The sequence below is a fragment of the Paenibacillus sp. YAF4_2 genome, assembly GCF_052113225.1.
Taxonomy (GTDB): domain Bacteria; phylum Bacillota; class Bacilli; order Paenibacillales; family Paenibacillaceae; genus Pristimantibacillus.
The window spans coordinates 668,471-685,069 of sequence record NZ_JBFRCT010000002.1; the positions used below are offsets into that span (position 1 = coordinate 668,471).

Genomic DNA, 16,599 nt, shown 5'->3' on the forward strand with positions numbered 1-16,599 from the left:
AATGAGTTTGATGACAGAATCAATGACGATGCAAGGGGCACTAAATAAGCTTGTGAGCAGCACTGATCTGACACGTGAAGAAGCTCGGTCGGTTATGGATTTCATTATGAGTGGTAATGCAACATCTGCACAAATTGCAGGGGTAGCTACAGCCCTTCGTATGAAAGGCGAGACGAAAGACGAAATTACAGGATTTGCGGAAGCTATGCGTGAGCATTCGAGCCATGTCCAAACGAAGCAGGAAGGTTTACTGGATACTTGTGGTACAGGCGGCTCAGGCATTCATAAATTCAATATATCTACCGCATCCGCTATTATTGCATCTGCAGCTGGCATCCGTGTCGCCAAACATGGCAACCGTGCAATGTCCGGCAAAGCAGGAAGTGCAGATGTTCTTGAAGCTTTAGGCGTACAAATCACATTGACGCCTGAGCAAGCTGCTGAATGTCTCCATCAGATCGGTATTTGTTTTATGTTCGCTATGCTGTATCATCCTTCGCTGAAACATGCGGCTGCTCCTCGCCGTGAACTTGGCGTTCGTACGATCTTCAATATGCTGGGTCCGTTAGCGAATCCCGCTGGAGCAGATCGTCAACTGATCGGTCTGTATGACCGTACGAAGACAGCTACGATTGCGGCTGTGCTGAATGAGCTTGGGGTTAAACGTGCGATGGTCGTCAGCAGTATCGACGGACTCGATGAGATTAGTATTTCGGCACCTACACGAATTTCTGAACTTCGGAATGGTGAAGTGGTGACATACGAGCTTACACCGGAAGATCTTGGTCTGACCCGTTACCCGATCTCTGAAGTAATAGGCGGGGACGCTGCTACCAATGCTTCGATTATTCGAGGGATCTTCAGCGGTCAGCAGCGTGGTGCTTACCGTGATATCGTCCTCGCTAACGCAGGTGCATGCATATATGTAGGCGGCCATGCAGATTCGTTGCAAGAAGGAGTTGCTATTGCGGCCGAGATGATTGATTCCGGCAAAGCAGAGCAACAATTGCTTAAGCTTATTCAAACGACAGGAGAGTTGGCTCATGTTTCTTGATAAAATCGTAGTTACGAAGCGGGAAGAGGTTGCTCATCTCGCTTCCCAGTTTCAGCTTTCGGATTATGAACGACAAATTGCTTTGCTGCCGGAATGCCGCGGCTTCGAGCGTGCGCTAACAACTGGCCGTAAGCGGGAGATTGGTTTAATTGCAGAAGTGAAAAAGGCATCGCCTTCCAAAGGCCTTATTCGTCCAGATTTTCATCCAGCACAGCTTGCTGCTGCTTATGAGCGCGCAGGTGCGGATTGTATATCCGTATTAACTGATCGCGATTATTTCCAAGGCTCTAACGAATACTTAAGCTTGATTAAAGAGACAGTGAGTATTCCTCTTCTCCGCAAAGACTTCATTATTGACTATCGTCAAGTGTATGAGGCTCGTCTAATTGGCGCAGATGCTGTACTATTAATAGCAGCAATTCTCACTTCATCTGAATTATCGGCGTTATATGATACGGCCAGATCTCTTGGTATGGACGTTCTGGTCGAAGTCCATGACCGGGAAGAGTTGGAACGTGTTCTAGAACTCGATAAAGCGACGCTTATTGGCGTAAACAATCGGGACTTGAAATCATTCGTTACCGATCTGCATACGACAGAGTCGTTAATTGATTTGATGCCAGCAGGAGTTACCGTTATTAGTGAAAGCGGGATCGCTGGTCGCAAGGACATGGATTATTTGCAAACGGTAGGAGCAAATGGTGTACTAATTGGCGAGCACTTCATGCGCCAGCCGGATGCTGGACAAGCGGTTATTGATCTTATGGGACCGGTGAAGGTGACGCAAGGATGACAGCAACGCCAAGAATCAAGATTTGTGGTTTAAAGGATTCGGCAACGATAGAAGCGATGGAGGGACTTCCTTTCCATGAGATAGGATTTGTATTTGCTCCTAGCAAACGTCAAGTTGATCCGGAGACAGCTGCCAGCCTCATTCATTCAGCGAAGCAGCTGAAAGCTGCCAATGGTAAGGCACCACTAACGGTTGGTGTATTCGTCAACCCGGATCTTAACGAGCTGGAACATATTTTGGTCAAAGCTCCGCTTGATGTGGTGCAGCTGCATGGTCAAGAATCACCGGAGTTCAGCCGATTGGTGAAGAGTAGTTTTCCCGTCAAGGTATGGAAGGTTATGTCCATTGGAAAAGACGGACAAAGTGCGGCCGAACGAGTATCCCCTTTTGAAGGTGCGATTGACGCTTTATTGATTGATACGGCTGGCGGCGGTACTGGCCAAACATTTGATTGGCAGGTTATCTCGGAATATCAGAAGGCTGCTGCAGCGATCCAAGTACCTCTTTATGTAGCTGGAGGTTTGAATTCAGGCAATGTAGGCGAGCTTCTCGCAGGTAATCAGGTTGATGGTATTGATGTATCGAGTGGAGTCGAGACAAACGGACATAAAGACATCGAGAAAATAAGATTATTCGTTGGAAAGGTGATTGAACATGAACCAAGTACCAGATGATAACGGGCGCTTTGGCAAATTCGGCGGACGGTATGTACCAGAGACGCTGATGAATGCTTTGCTGGAGCTGGAAGAAGCTTATAAACATTATTCGCAGGATCCTGCTTTCCAGCAAGAAGTACATGATCTGCTTCACAAATATTCAGGTCGTCCAACTCCGCTTTATTATGCGGAACGGTTAAGCCAGCATCTTGGCGGCGCTAAGATTTACCTGAAGCGTGAAGACTTGAATCATACAGGCGCTCATAAGATCAATAATACGATTGGGCAGGCTGTTCTTGCGAAGCGTATGGGCAAAACAAAGGTTATCGCTGAAACTGGCGCAGGTCAGCATGGTGTAGCATCAGCTACCGTTGCAGCATTGCTTGGTCTGGAATGCAAAGTGTTTATGGGCGAGGAAGACATGAAGCGCCAGCAGCTGAACGTATTCCGTATGCAGCTGCTAGGGGCAGAGGTTGTTCCTGTACTATCCGGCACGCGTACACTTAAAGACGCTTGTAATGAAACGCTCCGCTACTGGGTCAGTCATGTAGAGGATACGTTCTACATTCTTGGTTCTGCCACAGGTCCGCATCCATATCCAATGATGGTTCGCGACTTCCAGCGGATTATTGGGGATGAATCCCGTAAACAAATCGTGGAAGTAGAAGAACGTCTTCCAGATTACATTGTTGCAGCTGTAGGCGGCGGCAGCAATGCCATTGGTATTTTCTATCCGTTTATTGGAGATGATTCCGTTCGTCTTGTTGGGGTCGAAGCGGCAGGACGCGGTATTGATACAGAAGAACATGCAGCAACGATGACGATGGGCAGCCACGGCGTGTTCCAAGGATCATTCAGCTACTTGCTGCAGGATAAGTTTGGTCAGGTACAGCCGGCACATTCAATCTCAGCGGGTCTGGATTACCCTGGTATTGGTCCCGAGCATGCTTACTTGAAGGATTCCGGCCGTGCAGAGTACTTCCCGATTACGGACGCAGAAGCGCTTGATGCGCTTCAGCTGTTGTCTCGCACAGAAGGCATTATCCCTGCTTTGGAATCGGCTCATGCGATCGCCCAAACGATAAAGCTTGCTCCAACACTCGATCAAGATAAGATCGTAGTTGTAAGCTTGTCCGGCCGCGGTGATAAAGACGTAGAAGCAATCATGGGATATCTGGGAGGTGCAGAGGCATGAATTTGATTGATGCTGCTTTTGCAAAATTGAAGCAAGAAGGAAAGACGGCACTCATTCCTTTCTTAACGATCGGGGATCCTGATATCCCGACATCTATTGCCATTATTAAAGAGCTCGAGCAAGCTGGCGCCAACATGGTGGAGCTAGGTGTTCCTTATTCAGACCCACTGGCAGACGGTCCGGTTATCCAACGGGCATCTGAGCGGGCGCTGCAGAACCGTATCTCGATTCTGGACTGTATTGAAACAGCGGCACAGGCACGTGAAGCCGGCGTTCAAATGCCATTTATTTTGTTTACTTACTTCAATCCCGTGCTGCAGTTCGGCCTGGAACCGTTCATGAACCTGGTTGTAGAAAAAGGAATCAGCGGCCTGATCATTCCGGATCTTCCGATTGAAGAGGATGAAGAAGTTCGTCAATTGGCAGAAGCAAAAGGCGTTCATCTCATTCCGCTTGTTGCTCCAACTTCGAAAGATCGTGTCGTTCGGATCTCGCGTAAAGCGCGTGGCTTCGTTTATTGTGTATCGTCGCTGGGCGTTACTGGTGTACGTGCAGAGTTCCACAGCGGTATAGATGATTTCCTTGCTACAGTACGTGAAGCAACCGAGCTGCCGATTGCGGTAGGTTTCGGCATTTCGAGCCGTGAGCAGGTTCAGCGCTTTGAGAACATCTGTGACGGCGTTGTTGTTGGCAGTGCCATCGTTCGTAAGATCGAAGAATCACTGCCCCTTCTGACCGATGAGAAGCAAAGGGAAGCAGGGCTTGCACAAATCCGCGAGTTTGTTGCTGGATTAAAGGGCTAGTGAGTTAGGACAGAGCAAACCGCTCTGTCCTTTTTCTATGCTTCTATTTGCGCAAATGAAGTCTTCAAAGGACAGTACCTTTGTCATATTCTGTCCTAATTTACTTGCCTACCCTTTAAAACCTTTACGAGATGTGAGACAATAGAAAACATGCAGTTAGCCAATAAGACAAAGAGGTGAATGGCGATGCAGCCAAAAAGCAATATTGTGCAACTCCCTGTTTATCAGCCAGGGAAACCGGTTGAGGACGTTAAGAGAGAGCTTGGATTAGAGGAAGTAATTAAGCTTGCTTCCAACGAGAACCCGTTTGGTTATTCCGAACTGGCGAAAGCAGCTATCATAAATGAGTTAGGTCAAATTGCCACATATCCGGACGGTGCCAGCTTTGAGCTGAATGCAGCGGTTGCGAAAAAGTTTGGAGTAGAGTCTAACCAGATTATTTTCGGAAACGGATCAAGTGACATTATACTTATGCTTTGCCGCACTTATCTCGCACCTGGCGATGAAACGATCATGGCAGATGAAACGTTCTCCCAATATAAGCATAATGCCGAAATTGAGAATGCGCGCATTATTGAAGTACCTTTGAACAACGGAAAACATGATTTCCCGGCTATGCTTGCCAAGATTAACGACCGTACAAAGCTCGTATGGGTATGTAACCCGAACAATCCGACAGGTACTATTGTCAAGGAAGATGAGCTTACTGCATTCCTCGATCAAGTGCCTAAAGATGTTCTTGTTGTTCTGGATGAGGCATATTGCGAGTTTGTTGATGAGCCAGGTTTCCCGGATGGGATCCAGCTTCTGAAGAATTATCGTAATTTGATCGTCCTGCGCACATTCTCCAAAATTTATGGATTGGCATCGCTTCGGATCGGTTACGGGATTGGTCATGCGGATGTGATTCAATATATGAATCAAATTCGAGAACCGTTTAATACGAACCGCCTTGGACAGGTTGCAGCGACAGCTTCCATAGTTGATGATGACTTTGTCAAGTTCTGCCGTGAACAGAACAATGCGGGAATTAAATATTTCTACAGTCAATTCGATCGGCTTGGTCTGAAATATTTCCCTGCATTTGGTAACTTCATTATGGTGGATGCGAAACTTCCGTCCGGTGAAGTATTCCAAGCGTTGCTTCGCAAGGGCCTTATTGTGAGACCGCGTTGGACGTATTATCCGACCTATATTCGTGTATCTATAGGCACTCCGGAACAGAACGAGAAGTTTATTGCCGCTTTCGAGCAAGTTCTTCAAGAAGCGGCGGTGCGCGGATAGCCTTATGACGAAGATCGCGATATTTGGAGTAGGATTAATTGGAGGATCACTAGCGCTTTGCTTTAAAGGCAAGCCTGGTCTAACGGTAGTCGGATATTCGAACCGTCAATCCTCTGTAGAGAAATATATGAAGCGGGGAGTCGTAGACTTTGCAACGACTTCCTTGCAGGAAGCAGCTGAGGGAGCCGATTTTATCTTCCTATGCGTGCCTGTAGGCAACCTTGAGGAGTATGTAACGGAACTCAGCAAGCTTAATTTGAAGCCTGGCTGTATTATTACAGATGTCGGCAGCACGAAAGCTTCAGTTGCTGAATGCGGCAGAAGACTGGAGCTGAACGGAGCAACGTTTATCGGCGGCCATCCCATGGCAGGCTCTGAGCGCTCCGGTGTAGAAGCGGCGTCTACAAATCTGTTCGAGAATGCCTTCTATGTTCTTACACCTGATGAATCAACATCAGTAAATGATTTGGAACGCCTTAGAAATCTGCTTGTGCATACAAGAGCTCATCTTGTAAGCGTGGATGCTAAATCACATGACGAGATTGTTGGGGCGATCAGCCATCTTCCACACATGATCGCAGTAGCGCTCGTTAATCAAATTCGTGGCTACAATGAGAATAATGGTCTGTACGAATTGCTCGCGGCAGGTGGATTCCGTGACATTACGAGAATTGCAGCCAGTGACCCGGTTGTTTGGCGGGACATTCTCGTTAATAACCGTGAAGTGCTTCTTAAGCTTCTGAAGGATTGGAATGCTGAGGTCGAGCGATTCGCAGTTATGCTTGAATCCCATGACGGTGATGCAATTGAGGAAGCCTTCCAGACGGCAGGTGAATTCCGCAGCAAATTGCCGGAGCGCCGCAAAGGGATAATTCATTCTTTATACGATTGTTATGTGGACGTTCCCGATCATCCAGGGATTATCGGCAACATCGCTAGTGAGCTTGGCAGTGCCCGGATTAATCTTAGCAATATTAATATCATTGAGAGCAGAGAAGATGTTCCTGGTGTTCTGCGATTATCTTTTCGTACGCAGGAAGATCTGGATCAAGCGATGCAGCTGCTCGATAAAACCGGATATACCGTTCGCCAATAAAACCTCGAAAGAGGTTTTTTTTGTTGCATATAAAAAGGATAATGATTTCTCTATACAAGGCTGTTCACCGCTAATCGTTGGATGCTCCCTAAGAATGATATAGCCGATAACGCTTTCGAAAAAATTTTTAAGCGTTTTCAAAAAAAGCATTGACTTAGTGGAAGCGTATACATATAATAAAAGTACAGTATGGTTTCTCTCCACTCCTATCCAAAACTATAGTGTTCATCATGAACGCTGACCACTCTTCGGAGTGGTTTTTTTTTGTTCATTTTATTGGACAAGCATATCCTTGTTATTCCGACAAATTCCTGCTTTTAAAGAAATGAGAGTTTATTTATTTTTTAAGACTAATGCAGGTAGGTATGTTACAATACGTAATGACAGTCCTGTTGTTAAAATATGGATGAAAACCCTTTTTGTCGAAAGAAGAAGGAATTTGACTATTGAGCATCGAATTACATACATCGTATTTATTGAAAATTTTAATGATAATGACCGCAACTTTTCGCTTCCGGTTCGGTACAATGTTACATAATCGAACTGGGAAGAAGAATTCGCAGGTGAGGAGGTTCGCCTGTCATGACTGATTCCCAATTAATACGTGAGATCAAGGACGGAAACATCGAGCTCTACTCTGAGCTGATGCGACGTTACCAACGAAAGATATTATCTTTTATCTACCATATGTTGAAGAGTGCAAAGCTGGAGCTGCTAGCGGAGGATTTGTGCTCAGAAACTTTCTATAAAGCATATCGAAGCCTTCATTCTTTTCGTGAGGTAGATGCTTCTTTTTCGACATGGCTGTATACGATTGCACGAAATACGGTACTAAGTGAGCTGCGTAAGCAAAAGTCGGCTCATGTACCATTAGACGAGTCTAATATGATGCCTGCGGCCCCGCCTGACCAGGTGCCTGAGCAGCATGTGCTGCGCAGTGAGCGAATGGCGATGGTTCGGGAAGCCATTAATAATTTACCTGAGAAACAACGCTCAGCACTCATTCTGAGGGAATATGATCAGCTCGACTATCAAGAGATTGCTAATATCTTGGGTCAAACGGTGAGTTCTGTAAAATCGTTGTTATTCCGGGCAAGAGCCAGCGTAAAGACGCAGCTTGAGCCTTATTTTGGCGAATCGCCGATGATGGAAGAATACGAGGGGATGAACACACGATGAAATGCGATGACGTACAAGACAAGTTCGATTTCTTCGGGAATTTTTCTGAGGAAGACGTCGAGCGTGAAGCGATGGAAGCTCATTTGCTCGATTGTGAGCACTGTGCGGAACAATACCGTCTATGGGAAGAAAGCGAAGAAATGATACGTATGCTTTCGGAAGAAGACGAGGTTGTCAGTGCTCAAATGGAACATGTGAATCGCAGCGTCATGGATCGCATATATGCTGAACAATCGTGGCTGTTGCCCGTATCTCAGAAAAGCTATCATTTTTCGCCTGCCTTCCGACGTAACTTAGCCATTGTTCTGGCCGCATGTCTGACTATTTTTACTTGTACATTGATTTTCTTCATTAACGGCAATGAGAATGGCACTTCCGAAGAGAAGATGGCACAGCTGACTGGTTTAATGGATACAGCAAATGCATCTGGCAGTGACTTCGTTATCAGTGCTGAATTTGAAGTGCCTATGGCGAGTGTCAGTGATCCATTCGTGCTGCAGGTCGTCCCGACCTTTCCGCAATATTGGATTGCTCTATCGCTTCTGGGTGTAGTTATGTCATTATTAATATTGAACTGGTTGTCTAGAACTCGAAGCTAATGCAAAACCTTAGGACATGCGAAGTCCCTTTTGCGCTTCTGTTATTTTACCTCTAACCGCGGTCGTCAATCATCGAATGACCACGATAGGGGTTTTCTCATTTCCGGAGGAAAGCAGGGAGAGTAAGATGATTATTGGAATGGTTCGACACGGAAATACCGATTGGAATGCGCTAGGTAAAATTCAAGGTCAAACGGATATACCTTTAAATGAACTCGGAATCAAGCAGGCGAATGCACTAGCCGACCGGTTAAGCCATGATGAGAAGCTGTGGGATGCTGTTATTTCCAGTGATCTGAAGCGGGCTCGACAGACTGCCTCTGTAATTGCAGAAAAGCTTAATATTCCTCTTCTTGATGGGGATTCAAGATTACGGGAAAGAAATTTTGGCGAAGTCGAAGGGCTTATCTTACAAGAGCGAATTGACCGCTGGGGAGAAAATTGGCGTGAGGTTGCAGGAGGACTAGAATCCGATGAGGAAGTCCGTACCCGCGGCCTAGCTTTTATAGCGGAGTGGCAGCAGCGCAAGCCGGAAGGACGGCTGCTTGTGGTTTCTCATGGCGGATTCCTCGCGCAGATGTTCGATACGTTATGTGCCAATATGGAGAAGCAGCATCTAGGTAATTTATCCTATTCGATTCTTCAGTTGAAGGACGAGCAGTGGGAACCATTGTTGTATAATTGTACTCGTCATTTGGAGCAGGAGCAGGAAGTACCGAGTTTGGAGAAGTGATCTTCGTTTGATCGACTACGGGGTCAATCTCGGGAATGTATCTCCTTCCGGTCGCTGTTGTCATTTTGAATTTTGATGAGATGTTATTTGTGTATTCAAAATGACAAAGGCGAGCGCTGCGCTCCTCCAGGAGATACATTCGCCGATCATTCCCTCGTCAATTATTTTGTTTTAAGAAGTTATGGGCTGCCGATTTGCTGGCAGCCCTATTTTTGTTGTTCCGAAGTACTATGCTGGATTTCATCCAACATGATCGCTGTATTGCTGTTACTAGCTCACCTATGTTGGATTTGATGCAGTCAGATGGACTCAAAAGCTCCAGTAACCTCGTTGCAGATGAATTAGGTTGGAGGGAATCCAACGTATGGATACTGGGCAGGCAGAAAGAAAAATTACGTTGGAGAAAATCCAACGTGCGTGGTCATGACATTATGAGGATTAAAGCAGATTCATTTACAAATGGGCAGAATTGACTAAATCAAATCGGGCTGCCGAATTTGCGTGAATCTAGCCGAAAGGGGGGGGACGGAGCAAGGAAATGTTCTGTAGAAGCGAAGCGCTCGCTTTTGATTACCGGATTCCTAACCTTTTGACATCTAATCGAAGGGGATCCGGAATCAATGGCGATCGAAGAACATTTACTTGCAAAGTCTATGCGCGCATAGCTAATTAAATTAAGGGCTGCCAAATAAATGGCAGCCCTATTTGCTGTCCTTGCTTTTGAATTTTAAATGGTTTTTGTGTGTAAACGAGCGAAGGAGGGCGGGCGGAGCAAGGAAATGTTCTGTAGAAGCGAAGCGTTCGCTTTTGATTACCGGATTCCTAACCTTTTGACATCTAATCGAAGGGGATCCGGAATCAATGGCGATCGAAGAACATTTCCTAGCGCAGTCCCTCTCCAACCGCGATGTAAACCTTTTTCACACAAGTAGTTTTAAAAATTCAAATATTTTCCCATAATGATACTAATTATTGCTAGCGAATCAAATAACAAGCTCGCGAAGCAGAGCTTAGGCGGCGCGGGTATTTACGGAAAGGAGAGATTTAATGAATTTGTCGGATATGCTGGGCTATGCTGATATTCAGCAATTAAGCCGGATTGCTACCGTGTATCAATGTGAGTGCAATGGTCACTCCAAAAATGATTTGATTCAGTCTATTCTCTCAACCGTAAGTCGGAAAGATGTATTTGAAGCGCAGATCAGCAGTATGAAACTGGACGAAATGCGGTTCTTGAACTCCTTGCTGTTCGAATCGAGAGATTCTTTCAGTCTAGAAGAGCTTGTAGCGAGGGTTCAGCAAAGCAAGTTTGGTGAACTTGAGCCGCCAGCCGAAGAACCGCCGCCGCAGAAAAAAACGAAGCGTACCTCAAAGAAAAAGCAGGCAGAGGCAGAAGCGCCTAAAGAAAGCGGACCGCGGGAGATGATTTCCAGGTTCAAGCATCAGGGATGGCTGTTTAATGGTGTAACGGGAACGAACCGTTATATGTTCCAAGTTCCGCAGGATCTAAGGACAAGATTTCGTGATACGCTCCGAAAAAAATTCGCGGCTGAGCTGCATTATACGGATGAGCCGCAAGTGTATCGGGATGAGCAGATGCTTGTACAGGAAGATATATATCATCTGCTTCATTATATTTATCACAACGAAGTGCAGTTGTCTGCAGATGGATCAATGTACAAACGCTTCAGCGGACAAGTATTAGAGAAGCTAGCTATCCAGGAGGAGCTGCCATCCAAAGGCGAATGGCGCTTCGGATACGGCCGACATTTCCATCATTATCCGAACCGGATGTCTCTCCTTTATGACTACTGCAGCTATATGAAGTATTTCGCAGACAATAATCTGGTACTTGCTCTATCAACAATTGGTGAAGAGCGGCTGCATAACAAACCGGTTAATGAAATGGAACAGCTGTATAAGTTTTGGTTGAAACTCTACAAAGGACCTATCCCTAATTTGCTGGCACTCGTTCATTGGATGAACAGTTTGGCTGAGCAATGGGTTACAGTCGCATCGCTGCGTAAAGTGCTAGTACCCTTCATTAAGCCGTTCTATTATGATTCGGCGGATATGGTACTCGATGTTCGACTGATTGGGATGATGGTGCATCTCGGCATGCTGCGTGTTGGTGAACATCAGGAGCATGGACCAGTTGTCCGGATGACGAAAATGGGAAGAGCGCTTATCGCAGGGGTAAGCCTCGAAGATCAAGATCGTATGTTTCTCTATTAGAATTCTATGAAACCAACTAGGCGATGGCATATTAATTGGAATGGGGGCAATCGTACTTATCGGCGCGCAGAATGGTGAATATGCTTAAAGTAGGAGCCGGTTCGATTGTGACAGAGAACGAAGTAAGTTGACCTATACTCTTTCACTTTAATCACCGCGTGACGAAAGTCGAAGACGATAGGATCTCTTAAACGCCGGTTTGGAGGTGTATCCTATGGACAAAATGAAAGTTGCGTATGAAGCAATGCTAGGTTTAGCTGCGGAAATGGTATTAGATGAAGCCGTTCACAAATTTCGCTCCGATCAGATTTACAAAGGGATTGATCAAGCGTTAGCCGTTGGGGACGAGGATACGTTCTACCGTTTAGCCGCTCAATTAAATCAATTGAAAAGCTAATTTACGCAAATAGAAACTTCCGCCCTATGATGGAGGCAAGCAATCCGTCATAGCTGCGGGAGTTTTTTTGTTGCAATGATTGGCAAGATCCCCCTTTATGGGTAACATAGAGGATAGGTTCAATTTAAGCAGGGAGAGGGAGCAGGAATGAAGTTTAGCGATATTGCAGATGAACAATGGGACGAGCTTAAGCCATATCTGGACACTTGTTTGCTGCCGGTAACCGGCATGACGGGAATAGAACAGCCTCATGAAGCGCGAGTAGCGCTTGAACAATTGAGGGATGTTATGGATCTGATCGAAATTCCGTTTAAAGGAAGGATCGTTACCTATCCTGCACTGCATTACATAAGCGATGGCACTGATCAGAACATTGTCTCACGAGTTTGCCGTTCATTGAAGGAAACAGGATTCCGTTTTGTCATTGTCCTTTCCGCGAAGAATCAAGAAGGGCTGACATCCCCGGAAGCGGATCTAATCATATACCCGGATCAAGATGGAGCGGCTCCAACTGCGTCATCTGTGTCAAAAGCAGTGGTGGCAATGTGGAATCGCGGCGAATCCTAGTCGGAAGCCAAGCTCTGGACAAGGTCTTTTTTGAATAAAAAAAATGGGATTTGGGGAAACAAAAGTTATGGCAAGGTTAATTGTGACAAATTGCCAACAAATTTATGAATGGCATTTTATAGGTAAACAAATCGCGAGCCATATTCTTGACGCTCCCAAGCACCTAGGCTATTATAGTGTATGTCCTAGTTCGTCAAGCGTTTTGCCGTGTGGCTGAACGCGAGAAATGGTTGGCAAAGGGGGTTAGAACAGAAGATGAGTAACCACGAACATCAAGAAACCGCGCATCGTCCGGTTCAACGCAAAGAGATGTCCCGGCGTCAATTTTTGTCGTATACACTCGGCGGTACGACTGCCTTTATGATGGGTGGCGCGGTTTTGCCTATGGTCCGTTTTGCGGTTGATCCTCTCTTAGCAAAAAAGGCAGAGGGAACATGGGTTAAAGTAGTTGAAGAGAGCAAAATAACAAATGAGCCTCAAGAATTCAAGTTCCAAATTCATCAGGTCGATGGTTGGTACGTAAGTGATCCGGAGCTTTCGGCATGGATTACGAAAGATGCGAATAACCAAATTTTTGCACTTTCGCCAGTTTGTAAGCATCTGGGTTGTACGATTGGCTGGAATACCTTAGGCAAACATGAGTATGACTGCCCTTGCCACGGTGCACGATATACCGTAGAAGGTAAGAACCTTGCAGTTGCTCCAAACCCATTAGATGAATATGAAACGAAAATTGAAAACGGTTTTGTGTACTTAGGTCCTGTTAAGAAAAACTCTCGGGTATAGGAGGCTGATAGCAGATGTTTAAATCGATGTACAACTGGATTGACGAACGTCTTGATATTACGCCGCTATGGCGGGATGTTGCGGACCATGAAGTTCCTGAGCATGTTAACCCAGCTCATCACTTTTCCGCTTTCGTATACTGCTTTGGCGGTTTGACGTTCTTTATTACCGTAATTCAAATTTTGTCCGGCATGTTCCTTACCATGTACTATGTACCGGACATTATCAATGCTTATGCAAGCGTTGACTATTTGAACCATAAAGTAGCATTTGGCGGAATTGTTCGCGGGATGCATCACTTTGGAGCAAGTTTAGTTATTGTTATGATGTTTTTACATACCTTGCGTGTATTCTTCACCGGTTCGTATAAAGCTCCGCGTGAAATGAACTGGGTCGTAGGGATGCTGATTTTCTTCATCATGTTAGGCCTTGGCTTTACAGGTTACCTGCTGCCTTGGGATAACAAAGCTTACTTCGCGACGAAGGTCGGCGTACAAATCGCAGAATCTGTTCCGTATATCGGACCTTATATCGGTGAATTCCTGTATGGTGGCGACATCGTTGGCGCACAAACGCTAACACGGTTCTTCGCGATTCACGTATTCTTCTTGCCTGGCGCTCTGATCGCAATGCTCGCAGCGCATTTCCTGATGATCCGGAAGCAAGGCATCTCTGGACCACTTTAAGCGAAGGGAGGATTTATTATGGCGCACGGTCATAAATCGAACGAGAAGGTCGTTTATGTTGGCGACTCACGGGTGAAGAAAAGCAATCATCCAAACATTCCGCCAGATTATACGTCCTACCCCGGTAAATCGGAAGCGTTCATACCGAACTTCCTGCTTAAGGAATGGATGGTCGGATGTGTCGTTCTAGTCGGGTTCCTGACATGGACAATTGCTGAGGGTGCACCGCTTGGTTATCCAGCGGATCCTACAAACGCAGCTTTTATTCCAATGCCGGACTGGTATTTCTTGTTCCTGTATCAGTTCCTGAAATATCCATGGGTATCTGGTGACTATATCGTACTTGGTACGATGGGTGTTCCAGCTGTAATGTTCGGCGGTTTACTGCTCGCTCCATTCCTGGACACAGGTAAAGAGCGCCGCTTCTATCGTCGTCCAATTGCTTCATCTCTTATGTTCCTTACATTAATTTCCTGTGTGTATTTGACCATAATTTCTTGGAGTCACTACACGCATGAGATGGAAGCTACGAACTCGATCCCTGAGCATCATGTTCGTGAAGAGAAAGCACGTGAGGCCCACGAAAAAGGTCAAGAAGTACCAAGCGCAACGAAGAAAGAAGATAAGGCTGTTGCACTGGTTGATGCTAACGATCCAGCAATGGATATTGTAAAGAAAGCGCAATGCGTAACTTGTCACGCAGCAGATCTGAAAGGCAACCCACCGCAAATCCCAGCTTTGACTGGTGTTGGCGATCGTTTGTCGAAGGAAGAACTGGTTGAGACGGTTACGAATGGTCGTGGCGGCATGCCGTCCTTCAAAGGCACACTGACTGCAGAAGAGATTGATCAATTAACAACTTGGCTGTCGAAGCAAAAAGCGCCAGCTGAATAATAGCAGCACCTTGAAAACCTGATCGTATTTATGCGATCAGGTTTTTTTCGAAGTTTTCCTTACTATATGGGTAATATGGAGGGACGTACATTCTAATGGGGTTACCGATATCTTGGTTTTGGAGCCGATCTTTTCTGTTGAATCGCCTCTTTTTATGGCTGATGTTTATTTGCAATTTCCTTGGTACCATCTATGGGTACATTTGGTATGGAAATCAAATTGAGGATACTCTCAGCAGCCACCCGCTATGGCAAATTGTTTTTGTGCCAGATAGTCCGACGGCAAGCTTGTTTTTCACCATCACCTTGCTGTATTGGCTGTTTCCACCAAGAGGTAATTCCAAATTTGTTAATGGCGCAAGGATGATTATTGAGGGTCTGGCGGTAGTTACCTCTATTAAATATGGGATCTGGGCTGTATCGATGATTATTGCGGGCAGTATGCAGGGAGATCCATTGCATTGGGAGCATTGGATGTTAATGTGTTCTCATTCGGCAATGGCTATTGAGGTACTGTTATACGCTAGGTTTATGAAGGCTAGAGTAGGGGCTGCTGTTATCGGTACCTTATGGCTTTTGCTTAATGATACGGTGGATTATACTTATGATGTTTTCCCATGGCTTTCAGATTCCCTAATGGATAATTTGACACAGGTGATGTGGTTTACCTATAGCTTAACGATCTTCAGCTTTATTGTTGGAGGTCTAGCTTTAAAGGCAAAAAAACAGACATAAGGATGGACATCCCTTCATAAATTCATTTTAGGAGGGATGTCCATGAAGATACGAATTGTACTGCCCTTATTCTTAAGTATCGTCATGACCGTCTGTTCGGTTACGGTTGCTAAAGCCTTTCCATCGGAACTGATCGGGACAAGCCATGCTGACGAATCACGGAGTGGGCTGCTTCGTCTGGACGAGACGGCTACAGCTTTGTACGAAGCAGCTTATAGGAACAATCGCCAAGCTGGCTATAAATATGTACAGCAGCTCGCCAAGCTTATGGACAAACAAGAAGTTCGGCAAGCCGGACAAGCTGCTGGATGGATGTTGATGGAGGATAGTATCTCATCCATCGCATTTACGTTAAAGAACGGTAAAATGACTTCGGATTGGTTAACAGCTTCGGCTCGCATTCATCTGACGACTGATGCGCTGCTTCGTCCAGAACATGCCCTATGGCTGCAGTATGAGAAAGTGATGCTGGAGGATTTGGAGCGCGTAAACCGTTCATGGAACAGGCAGACGGATGACGGAGCTATCGCTGCCCGTGCTGCGATGAATAGCTTCAATGAACACTTGCTTCGAATTGAAGCTGCTGCTTCGATGCAGCGGCCTGCGGATCGGATCGAGGAGTTAAGGGAACGAATGCATTATACCAATGTTCTTCTTGAAGCGGGGATGAAAGGTCAGACGAAGCAGGATTGGACCGACAATTCGATACAGGATTTGGAATATTCACTAAACCGGTTATTTGATAACGGTCATTCCGAGGAAGAGGAACCGGTCATCGCCCCACCAGGTGAGGCGAATCCGATTAGCTGGATCTTGCTGCTAGGTGCAATTATTATGGCCGTTCTTACGTACATAGGCTGGCGCAAATATAAGCAGCAGCCATATGGCGTAAAGCCTCTTTCCTAAGT

Annotated in this window: 18 protein-coding genes; all 18 read left to right on the top strand. The window is 45.9% G+C overall.

Annotated elements, in window-relative coordinates:
• Position 1 precedes the first annotated feature (1 nt).
• Complete coding sequence (gene trpD / locus AB4Y93_RS07245; protein WP_441890378.1) at positions 2-1,054, top strand: anthranilate phosphoribosyltransferase; 1,053 nt, start codon at positions 2-4, stop codon at positions 1,052-1,054.
• The gene (gene trpC / locus AB4Y93_RS07250; protein ID WP_441890380.1) at positions 1,044-1,847 is read left to right on the top strand and encodes an indole-3-glycerol phosphate synthase TrpC; all 804 of its coding nucleotides are present in this window, start codon (positions 1,044-1,046) and stop codon (positions 1,845-1,847) included. The genes trpD and trpC overlap by 11 nt, the downstream gene beginning before the upstream one ends.
• Positions 1,844-2,521, top strand: a complete 678-nt coding sequence (locus AB4Y93_RS07255) for a phosphoribosylanthranilate isomerase (protein ID WP_441890382.1) — start codon at positions 1,844-1,846, stop codon at positions 2,519-2,521. Before trpC ends, AB4Y93_RS07255 begins: the two co-directional genes overlap by 4 nt.
• Positions 2,502-3,698, top strand: a complete 1,197-nt coding sequence (gene trpB, locus AB4Y93_RS07260) for a tryptophan synthase subunit beta (protein WP_441890384.1) — start codon at positions 2,502-2,504, stop codon at positions 3,696-3,698. The genes AB4Y93_RS07255 and trpB overlap by 20 nt, the downstream gene beginning before the upstream one ends.
• Positions 3,695-4,501, top strand: coding sequence for a tryptophan synthase subunit alpha (gene trpA, locus AB4Y93_RS07265; protein WP_441890386.1), 807 nt, complete (start codon positions 3,695-3,697; stop codon positions 4,499-4,501). The genes trpB and trpA overlap by 4 nt, the downstream gene beginning before the upstream one ends.
• A gap of 186 nt (positions 4,502-4,687) precedes the next feature.
• Positions 4,688-5,785: a histidinol-phosphate transaminase gene (gene hisC, locus AB4Y93_RS07270; RefSeq protein ID WP_441890388.1), complete on the top strand. Its 1,098-nt coding sequence runs from the start codon at positions 4,688-4,690 to the stop codon at positions 5,783-5,785.
• 4 nt (positions 5,786-5,789) lie between these two features.
• The gene (locus AB4Y93_RS07275; RefSeq protein ID WP_441890390.1) at positions 5,790-6,881 is read left to right on the top strand and encodes a prephenate dehydrogenase; all 1,092 of its coding nucleotides are present in this window, start codon (positions 5,790-5,792) and stop codon (positions 6,879-6,881) included.
• Between the two features lie 582 nt (positions 6,882-7,463).
• Positions 7,464-8,060: an RNA polymerase sigma factor gene (locus AB4Y93_RS07280; RefSeq protein WP_167273126.1), complete on the top strand. Its 597-nt coding sequence runs from the start codon at positions 7,464-7,466 to the stop codon at positions 8,058-8,060.
• Positions 8,057-8,659, top strand: coding sequence for an anti-sigma factor family protein (locus tag AB4Y93_RS07285; protein ID WP_441890392.1), 603 nt, complete (start codon positions 8,057-8,059; stop codon positions 8,657-8,659). Before AB4Y93_RS07280 ends, AB4Y93_RS07285 begins: the two co-directional genes overlap by 4 nt.
• A gap of 127 nt (positions 8,660-8,786) precedes the next feature.
• The gene (locus AB4Y93_RS07290; RefSeq protein WP_441890394.1) at positions 8,787-9,392 is read left to right on the top strand and encodes a histidine phosphatase family protein; all 606 of its coding nucleotides are present in this window, start codon (positions 8,787-8,789) and stop codon (positions 9,390-9,392) included.
• A gap of 1,047 nt (positions 9,393-10,439) precedes the next feature.
• A complete protein-coding gene (locus AB4Y93_RS07295) occupies positions 10,440-11,627 on the top strand; it encodes a hypothetical protein (protein ID WP_441890396.1) in 1,188 nt (395 codons plus the stop codon).
• A 214-nt stretch (positions 11,628-11,841) separates the two neighbouring features.
• Entirely contained in the window at positions 11,842-12,024 is a 183-nt protein-coding gene (locus AB4Y93_RS07300) for an IDEAL domain-containing protein (RefSeq protein ID WP_167273144.1), read from the top strand.
• 147 nt (positions 12,025-12,171) lie between these two features.
• The gene (locus tag AB4Y93_RS07305) at positions 12,172-12,591 is read left to right on the top strand and encodes a DUF2487 family protein (RefSeq protein ID WP_441890398.1); all 420 of its coding nucleotides are present in this window, start codon (positions 12,172-12,174) and stop codon (positions 12,589-12,591) included.
• Between the two features lie 255 nt (positions 12,592-12,846).
• A complete protein-coding gene (locus AB4Y93_RS07310; protein ID WP_441890400.1) occupies positions 12,847-13,377 on the top strand; it encodes a ubiquinol-cytochrome c reductase iron-sulfur subunit in 531 nt (176 codons plus the stop codon).
• 14 nt (positions 13,378-13,391) lie between these two features.
• Positions 13,392-14,063 (top strand): menaquinol-cytochrome c reductase cytochrome b subunit, encoded by a 672-nt coding sequence (gene qcrB, locus AB4Y93_RS07315; protein WP_015844031.1) that lies wholly within the window; start codon positions 13,392-13,394, stop codon positions 14,061-14,063.
• 18 nt (positions 14,064-14,081) lie between these two features.
• Positions 14,082-14,957, top strand: coding sequence for a c-type cytochrome (locus AB4Y93_RS07320; protein ID WP_441890402.1), 876 nt, complete (start codon positions 14,082-14,084; stop codon positions 14,955-14,957).
• A 95-nt stretch (positions 14,958-15,052) separates the two neighbouring features.
• A complete protein-coding gene (locus tag AB4Y93_RS07325) occupies positions 15,053-15,691 on the top strand; it encodes a DUF1405 domain-containing protein (protein ID WP_441890404.1) in 639 nt (212 codons plus the stop codon).
• A 42-nt stretch (positions 15,692-15,733) separates the two neighbouring features.
• A complete protein-coding gene (locus AB4Y93_RS07330; RefSeq protein ID WP_441890406.1) occupies positions 15,734-16,597 on the top strand; it encodes a sporulation protein YpjB in 864 nt (287 codons plus the stop codon).
• The last annotated feature ends 2 nt before the right edge of the window (positions 16,598-16,599 follow it).

Coding starts and splice junctions, on each gene's coding strand:
- trpD (WP_441890378.1), top strand. CDS start 2: ATGAGTTTGATGACAGAATCAATGACGATGCAAGGGGCACTAAATAAG.
- trpC (WP_441890380.1), top strand. CDS start 1,044: ATGTTTCTTGATAAAATCGTAGTTACGAAGCGGGAAGAGGTTGCTCAT.
- AB4Y93_RS07255 (WP_441890382.1), top strand. CDS start 1,844: ATGACAGCAACGCCAAGAATCAAGATTTGTGGTTTAAAGGATTCGGCA.
- trpB (WP_441890384.1), top strand. CDS start 2,502: ATGAACCAAGTACCAGATGATAACGGGCGCTTTGGCAAATTCGGCGGA.
- trpA (WP_441890386.1), top strand. CDS start 3,695: ATGAATTTGATTGATGCTGCTTTTGCAAAATTGAAGCAAGAAGGAAAG.
- hisC (WP_441890388.1), top strand. CDS start 4,688: ATGCAGCCAAAAAGCAATATTGTGCAACTCCCTGTTTATCAGCCAGGG.
- AB4Y93_RS07275 (WP_441890390.1), top strand. CDS start 5,790: ATGACGAAGATCGCGATATTTGGAGTAGGATTAATTGGAGGATCACTA.
- AB4Y93_RS07280 (WP_167273126.1), top strand. CDS start 7,464: ATGACTGATTCCCAATTAATACGTGAGATCAAGGACGGAAACATCGAG.
- AB4Y93_RS07285 (WP_441890392.1), top strand. CDS start 8,057: ATGAAATGCGATGACGTACAAGACAAGTTCGATTTCTTCGGGAATTTT.
- AB4Y93_RS07290 (WP_441890394.1), top strand. CDS start 8,787: ATGATTATTGGAATGGTTCGACACGGAAATACCGATTGGAATGCGCTA.
- AB4Y93_RS07295 (WP_441890396.1), top strand. CDS start 10,440: ATGAATTTGTCGGATATGCTGGGCTATGCTGATATTCAGCAATTAAGC.
- AB4Y93_RS07300 (WP_167273144.1), top strand. CDS start 11,842: ATGGACAAAATGAAAGTTGCGTATGAAGCAATGCTAGGTTTAGCTGCG.
- AB4Y93_RS07305 (WP_441890398.1), top strand. CDS start 12,172: ATGAAGTTTAGCGATATTGCAGATGAACAATGGGACGAGCTTAAGCCA.
- AB4Y93_RS07310 (WP_441890400.1), top strand. CDS start 12,847: ATGAGTAACCACGAACATCAAGAAACCGCGCATCGTCCGGTTCAACGC.
- qcrB (WP_015844031.1), top strand. CDS start 13,392: ATGTTTAAATCGATGTACAACTGGATTGACGAACGTCTTGATATTACG.
- AB4Y93_RS07320 (WP_441890402.1), top strand. CDS start 14,082: ATGGCGCACGGTCATAAATCGAACGAGAAGGTCGTTTATGTTGGCGAC.
- AB4Y93_RS07325 (WP_441890404.1), top strand. CDS start 15,053: ATGGGGTTACCGATATCTTGGTTTTGGAGCCGATCTTTTCTGTTGAAT.
- AB4Y93_RS07330 (WP_441890406.1), top strand. CDS start 15,734: ATGAAGATACGAATTGTACTGCCCTTATTCTTAAGTATCGTCATGACC.